Raw genomic sequence first — 6,402 nt, 5'->3', positions numbered from 1 at the left:
GAGTATGCCAGTCAGTTAGGACGTTCTTTCGGAATCAGTGACTACCTTGTCTGGGGCGGCTTTCCAGGCACGCTGGAGCAGATGGGTAACGATGCCATGAAACGATATCTTAACGATCTGAACACCACTGTCATCTGCAATGATCTGGAAAACAGGTACAGCATCAGAAAGAAAGACGTCTTTGAAAGAATCACCGATTTTATTCTCACTTCGAATGCTTGAATTTGCAGTGCCAAGTCCATTTCCGATTATATGAAAGGGCAGAACATATCCGTTTCTGTTCCGACTGTCATCAAGTATCTTGATTATCTGAAGGAAGCGTATGTCATTGAAGATGTCCCGCTCTATTCTCCAAAGGCAAAAGCAAAGCTGAACTATTATTTCAAGCTTTATGACGAAGATGTTTCACTAAACAGCATCCGGGTATCCGGGAATCGCTATGACCTTACTCACAACCTCGAAAATATCGTGCTGAATGAACTTATCTACCTGGGTTTTAATGTCACGGTATACTGCAGCAAAGGCCGGGAGATTGATTTCCGGGCTGAAAAAGACGGCAAGATCTTCCTGATTCAGGTCGCCTATAGCGTGGCGGAAGAAAAAGCATATGACAGGGAGTTTTCCGCCTTTGCCGGGATTGATAACACTGTGAAGAAAAACATCATTACAAACGATGAGATTGATTACTCCACCAGCGCGGTATATCACTGTAAGCTGCGGGATTTTCTCCTGATGGATGAACTGTAGTTTGTTACAGAAGAAGGAGCCGATATGAAGGATACCGACATTCTGGTTTGCGCTCTGGGAAACCTCTCATACAGCGCCGCCACCTATGATTTCATTGATGACTGCGAGGCCTCCCCTGCCCCTCAGAATACCGGCGCTGAAGACCTGCCTCCGGAGAGCTTCAGCTTTTCGGGAAGCGCCGTAATGACCCGGCTTATCAGACAGAAATGCTCCCCTGACATCGTGGTCTTCACCGGAACCATGCAGAGCAACTGGAGATGCGCGGGGAGCTACCTCAGACAGGGATTCCGGAATACGGCGCAAAAGTCCGTGATTCCCGATACGCCGCTGTTTTCCGAAGATCTGAATACGGCTGCAAACGAAGCTCAGAAGTACTTTCCCGCAGAATCTTCATCCGAGGAGGATCTGGGAAAACTGGCAGACGCCCTGAACAAGGATCTCGGCGGAAACCTTACGGTGACATTCATTGTCATACCCAGATTCCTGAACACCGAACAGGACAAGGCCGCGTTTATCAGGGATATCAAGGAGCATGTCATCGGGGAAACGGACAGCAGAAGAAAGCTCAGATTCCATATCGACATGAGCAGCGGACTGCGCTTCCTGCCGGTGCTGACCTTCCTGTCGCTGGAATGTCTGCGGCTTCTGGGCGGGGCCCGGATTTCCATAAAGAACATTTTCTGTTCGGAAGTTGCGGATCCGCCCCGGAAAATACATCTGAAAGATCACTATACCCTGAAGCTCCGAGCCCTTTGCAACCTTGCGGCGCGGGATTCCAGAGCAAACGACGACCTTAACGCCATTTCTGAGCTTGCCAAAGCTCTTGACCTCCTGGCCAAAAAACTGCCACGGACACAGACACCAGCCTCGGCCGCTGATATCAAAAAATTCAACATGAGAAATCTTTCCCTGTGCGATGACCTCTTCAAGACCACCGAAAGGCTGGGTACCTTCCGCTATTCCGGAGAACTCGCAAACCTGTATCCCCTGCTGTCTACCCCCAGGGCCTGCGGCATCGCCGAGGAAGGCATATTCTGCGAAAGTCTCGGTTTTTACAGCCGGGCCCGGGATCTCTTCCGTGATTTTCAGAAGGCCATCGCCTCCGAAAAGCCGGATCTCAGACGGCTCATCTCGGAAAGACTCTCGTGGTGCAGCGGGAAGAACTTCGATCTGAAAAAGCTGGTAAAAATGTACTCCGGCATCAATGATTATCTCCATGCCTCTCTCACCGCAGTCAGGATCCTGGAGAACGATGAGAATCCGGGCAAAGCAGCCCGCATCAAGATGACCCTTAATTCCGTCAATCATCTCAACAGTTCTGAAAAACAAAGTTTCCGCTTCCTGAAAAGCATCAGGAATTGCATTTCCGAGCTGGTTCCCGAAGATGAAACAGCCGCTGCCGAAGACTGTTCCGGCACCCTGATATCCTTTGTGGGCCGGGACAGCTACGACCTCATGGAATACCGCATGAAGCAGGATGACGGAACCGATATTACGCTCAAACCCATGAAATTTGCCGGAGCAGGCCTTGCAAAGTATCTTTCGGACAAGAACCGTCTGAAACGGCTGGTACTTTGCGGCACGGCATCCAGCGCCTGGTACCTGGCTGCCGAATCCCTTAAGGAATGCTTTAAAAACAAGGCCGGGAGTTTTCAGGACATTCTGGATATCCTGGGAAGCTACGGCGACACCGGCCCCGAAAAAGACAGCCCCGTTTCCGAAATGCCCCTGGAGGATCAGGAGACCATTAACGAGCTGGGCAAGATCGCGGCTCAGGATCTGGGCTTTGAGTTTCAGGTGGTGCTCCTGAACGACCTTATGGAAAAACCAGAGCTGATTGCGGAAAAGATCAGCGCCAGGATTCCCGAAAACACCAGCGTGTTTCTGGATATCACCCACTGCTACCGCTATGTTCCCATTATTTTTTCCTCTGTCCTCTTCATGCTGTCCTATCTCAGAAGGAACGTACAGCTCCGGCAGATCTGGTACGGAGACATGGGGGAGACCCACCCTATGCTACGGCTTTCCAATAACAGACTCTTTAAGAATGATGAGGAGCTAAAAAATCTGCCCGCCCCGGAGGATCGGGAGCAGGCCCGGGAAATTCTCGGAAAGATCCGGCATATTCTGGATCCCCAGCTGGAGGATCAGGGCTTCCTTCACGGAGACCTGAGATCCCTCTCCGCCGTTTCTGCCGTCCTCTATGACGCCCTGGATATCGCCAAGTACAAGGAAAACCGGGATCTCATCTGTCTGGAGAGAATTTTAAAAACCGACTTCGCCGATCGTCCGGATCTGGCGGAGCAGGCCCGGCAGAGCTCTCTTTATGAAAACCTCTGCTGCTTCCGGGAATCCTACGAAACCGGCCGGGACATTATTGCATTCTTCCGGGATTCCGCGAACGAAGATAACTGCCCGCCCTTCGTCAAGGTGCTGTACCGGGAGCTCAGCAGCTATTTCCGCATTATCGAAAGCAACCGCCTGACCGGGGAAAGAACCGCCTTCTGCATTGAAAAGGCCAAAGCCGCCCTCTCCAAGGGCAGCCACCGGGAGCTGGTAAGAGCCCTGTTCTTCCTTTACGAGGGCTACAAAAGCATTGCCGAAAACGTGCTCCATCTGGATGAGGCGGACGATGCCTATGATGACAAGGGCTCTATCATTCGCCATTGGTACAAAAAAGAAAACCCGGATCTGATTTATGATCAGTACGGCGTCAGCAAACATTTCTACAAGCTCATCACTCTCCTCAGAAACGGCCGGGAGCATAATAAAAATGATGACATAATGATAGAAACAGAAGAAGCCATCGCTGCTGCCGGCCCCGGAAAGTTCCTGAAAAGCTTCGTTGCGGCTGCTGTTAATACGGCGGAAAAGCTGGCCCGGGACTACGGCATTATCAAAGAGCCGGATACCGGAATAAGCGAGGAACAAGCTCCTGAGAATCCGGAAGCGGACGGAGCATCGTAATCCGGGCTTCTCAAAGAGAGACGCGGCAGCCGGGGCGGACTTCGGGAACGATCCTTCCGGTTCCCGCTTTCCCGGGCCCCGCTGCCATGCCGTTATTGTTCTCGCGGTTTCTTGCGGATTGCGGATCCGGAAACAGCAAAGCCATCCCGGAGGATGGCCTTAAAACTATGGCAGGGACTAACTTTTCAGCAAGCGGTCTGGGTTATCCCCAAGTCAGTGTGCCCTGAAGGCATCATTACTGACCATGCCGGCCGACCGTAATGGCACGGGGGGGTAATCACCGTCCCGCCCTACTGAAGAAGGGACAGCACATTCTGCGGTCTCTGGTTTGCCTGACTGAGAATGCTCTGGGAGGCCTGCTGCAGGATATTCTGCTGGGTCATGGCGGCGGTTTCGGCGGCAAAGTCGGCATCCCGGATCCGGCTTCTGGCGGCGGAGACGTTTTCGGCCACGTTGCTCTGATTTCTGATGGAGGATTCCAGCCGGTTCTGCACGGCTCCAAGCTCCGCCCTTTTGCTGTCAATGGCGGCGATAAACTTATCCACAACTCCGATGAGGTTCTGGGCAGACTCCGGGGTATCTACCGAAAAGTCGCACAGTGATTCCACGGTAACTACGACATCGCTGCAGGAGTGCTTTGCCTGAACATGCAAGCCTCTGTCTTCATCATAAATATCGTATGGCCTGATAATCTCCGGATAAAAAATCCAATCTGAATTACTGTTACGCAATTCTTCCCCGTCTATTTCAATCACCGTATCCTGGGCAACTCTGCAAATTATCCAGTCGTTGGATCTGTCCCCCACTTCAGAATCAGCAGCAACATTAAATTCAAAAAAATTCAGACTGTCGTCCCCGGTAACAGTGGCTGAAAATGGCCGATTAGCATCACCATAATCAGGGGAATAAAAATGAATTTGATAAATATCAGGTTCAAGGGAATTGCTAAACAGCATGAAGCCCAGATTTGCATTATATATTTGGCTATGGTACTTATCGTAAAGATCGCCAATTGTATCGCCTTCCTCTACCTGCATGGTAAAGGATCTCAAATTCGAAGTAAAAGTAATGGTTCCCGCCCCAAATTGCTGTTCTTTAAGAACATTTTTATCAACCCTTGAATAATCTGACACCTTCTTTACGCTGACAGTATACTCTCCGGGTTCGGCAGAATAATCAGCCGTTACGGTAAAAGCCGGCGGATTGCCGCTGTCATAACTGACTTTTCTGGAAATGCCTTCGCTCGCAAGTTCGGCGCGTCCGGCGGCATCGGCTTCGTTATAAAGCTTCTCAAACACATCATCCAGCCGAAACCCAGAGGTGAGATCAACGCTGATGGTCTCATTGGCATTGGCCCCCACCTGAAATGCCGTGGGAGCGGTGAGGGATTTATTCAGGATGTGCTCGCCGCCGAAGGTGGTGTCTTCGCCGATTCTGGTGATTTCCTGACAGAGCTGTGAAACCTCTGCCTGAATGGCCGCGCGATCCTGATCTGAATTGGTGCCGTTGGCGGCCTGAATAGCCAGTGTCCGGATGCGCTGGTACATATTGGTCATCTCATCCAGAGCCCCTTCGGCAGTCTGACAGAAGGAGATGCCGTCCTGGGCATTGCGGTTACCCTGGTTAAGACCGTTGATCTGGGAGGTGAGTCTGTCCGAAATCTGAAGACCGGCGGCATCATCTTTGGCGCTGTTGATCCTGAGACCGGAGGCCAGTCTCTTGAAGGCGGTGTCAAGAGAAGCGCCTGATTTTTCAAGGTTTCTTCTGGCATTCAACGATGAAACGTTGGTTTTGACGTATAAAGCCATTGTCCCATCTCCCGTGTCTGAATGCCCAAAACGCCTGTTTCTGAAAATCTGATGCTTTTCGACCAAAGCTTTATCTGTTAGCGGCAGGATTACTGGATTTTTTAGCTGCTCTTTATCACAGGATTCTGCTTTGGTGATCCTGCAGGCATTTTGGGATTACACTTTCTGCAAGGATCTTCCCTGCCCGATCCTTCACCGCGCCGTTGCTTCACCATGCTTAAAGAGGCATCAGAGGCAGCTTGCCGCGTAACAGCCAAAGCTATTGAGAATCGCTATGCTCAGAAAATAATCCGAAAATCGAAAAAGTTTTGGGCACACATACCATCTCAGGAGAGAATGTGTGCAGTTGACATGTAGGCAACCTCTCTTCAATTATAAAAGTGATATTACCTTGCCCGGTACTCTATCATAATATTATGCTCCCCACAACATTTCTATAATAAAAATATCTCCATTAATCACACAATCTCTGCAAACCTTTAGCTGTAAAGGCTTTTACACACACCATCCCTTCGAGATTGCCAAAAATCCTGTCGTGCAAATTATTTATTAAGTCATATTCGATTCTTTTAATTTTGTCAAGTGCTTTTCTCATAAAAATAATTAAATTTTAATGCAAAATCATGTTGCGCTTTATTTATTTTTGCTGTATTATATTGAATGCTCAAATGAGCATTCAACGAGCAGCGGCTTTTGCTAATTTTATGGGGGTTGCATGATAATCAATTATCGTAATATTGTGAGAAATGATGATAATGTTATTATTTCTGGATCGGCCTCTTTGGTTAAAAATGCCTATAAGCCCAATCCGAAAGGAAATCACAAAGGCAATCACTCCAAAAGGGTTGTAGTGGAACGTCTCGGCAAGGTGCTTTGGATT

The 6,402-nt window shown here is 49.6% G+C and carries 3 protein-coding genes and 2 pseudogenes; 3 read left to right on the top strand and 2 right to left on the bottom strand.

From position 1 onward, the window contains the following. The 3 genes from ACJROR_RS12855 to ACJROR_RS12845 form a co-directional block, all read left to right on the top strand. Positions 1-222 (top strand): hypothetical protein (locus ACJROR_RS12855; RefSeq protein WP_406547411.1); only part of this gene is annotated, 222 nt, incomplete at its 5' end. Positions 223-252: 30 nt separating this feature from the next. Further along, positions 253-747 (top strand): DUF4143 domain-containing protein, encoded by a 495-nt coding sequence (locus ACJROR_RS12850; RefSeq protein WP_406547410.1) that lies wholly within the window; start codon positions 253-255, stop codon positions 745-747. Between the two features lie 24 nt (positions 748-771). Then, positions 772-3,714, top strand: a complete 2,943-nt coding sequence (locus ACJROR_RS12845) for a hypothetical protein (RefSeq protein ID WP_406547409.1) — start codon at positions 772-774, stop codon at positions 3,712-3,714. Between the two features lie 290 nt (positions 3,715-4,004). On the opposite strand, the pseudogene ACJROR_RS12840 reads toward ACJROR_RS12845, so the two are convergent. Beyond that, positions 4,005-4,256: pseudogene (locus tag ACJROR_RS12840) on the bottom strand (flagellin); the annotation flags it as partial. Positions 4,257-5,111: 855 nt separating this feature from the next. Beyond that, positions 5,112-5,522, bottom strand: a pseudogene (locus ACJROR_RS12835) (flagellin); the annotation flags it as partial. Positions 5,523-6,402 lie beyond the last annotated feature (880 nt).

Source organism: Succinimonas sp. (assembly GCF_045225735.1).
Taxonomy (GTDB): domain Bacteria; phylum Pseudomonadota; class Gammaproteobacteria; order Enterobacterales; family Succinivibrionaceae; genus Succinimonas.
Note: the sequence above shows the minus strand (reverse complement) of the source record. Positions and strands in the feature narration are given on the sequence as shown.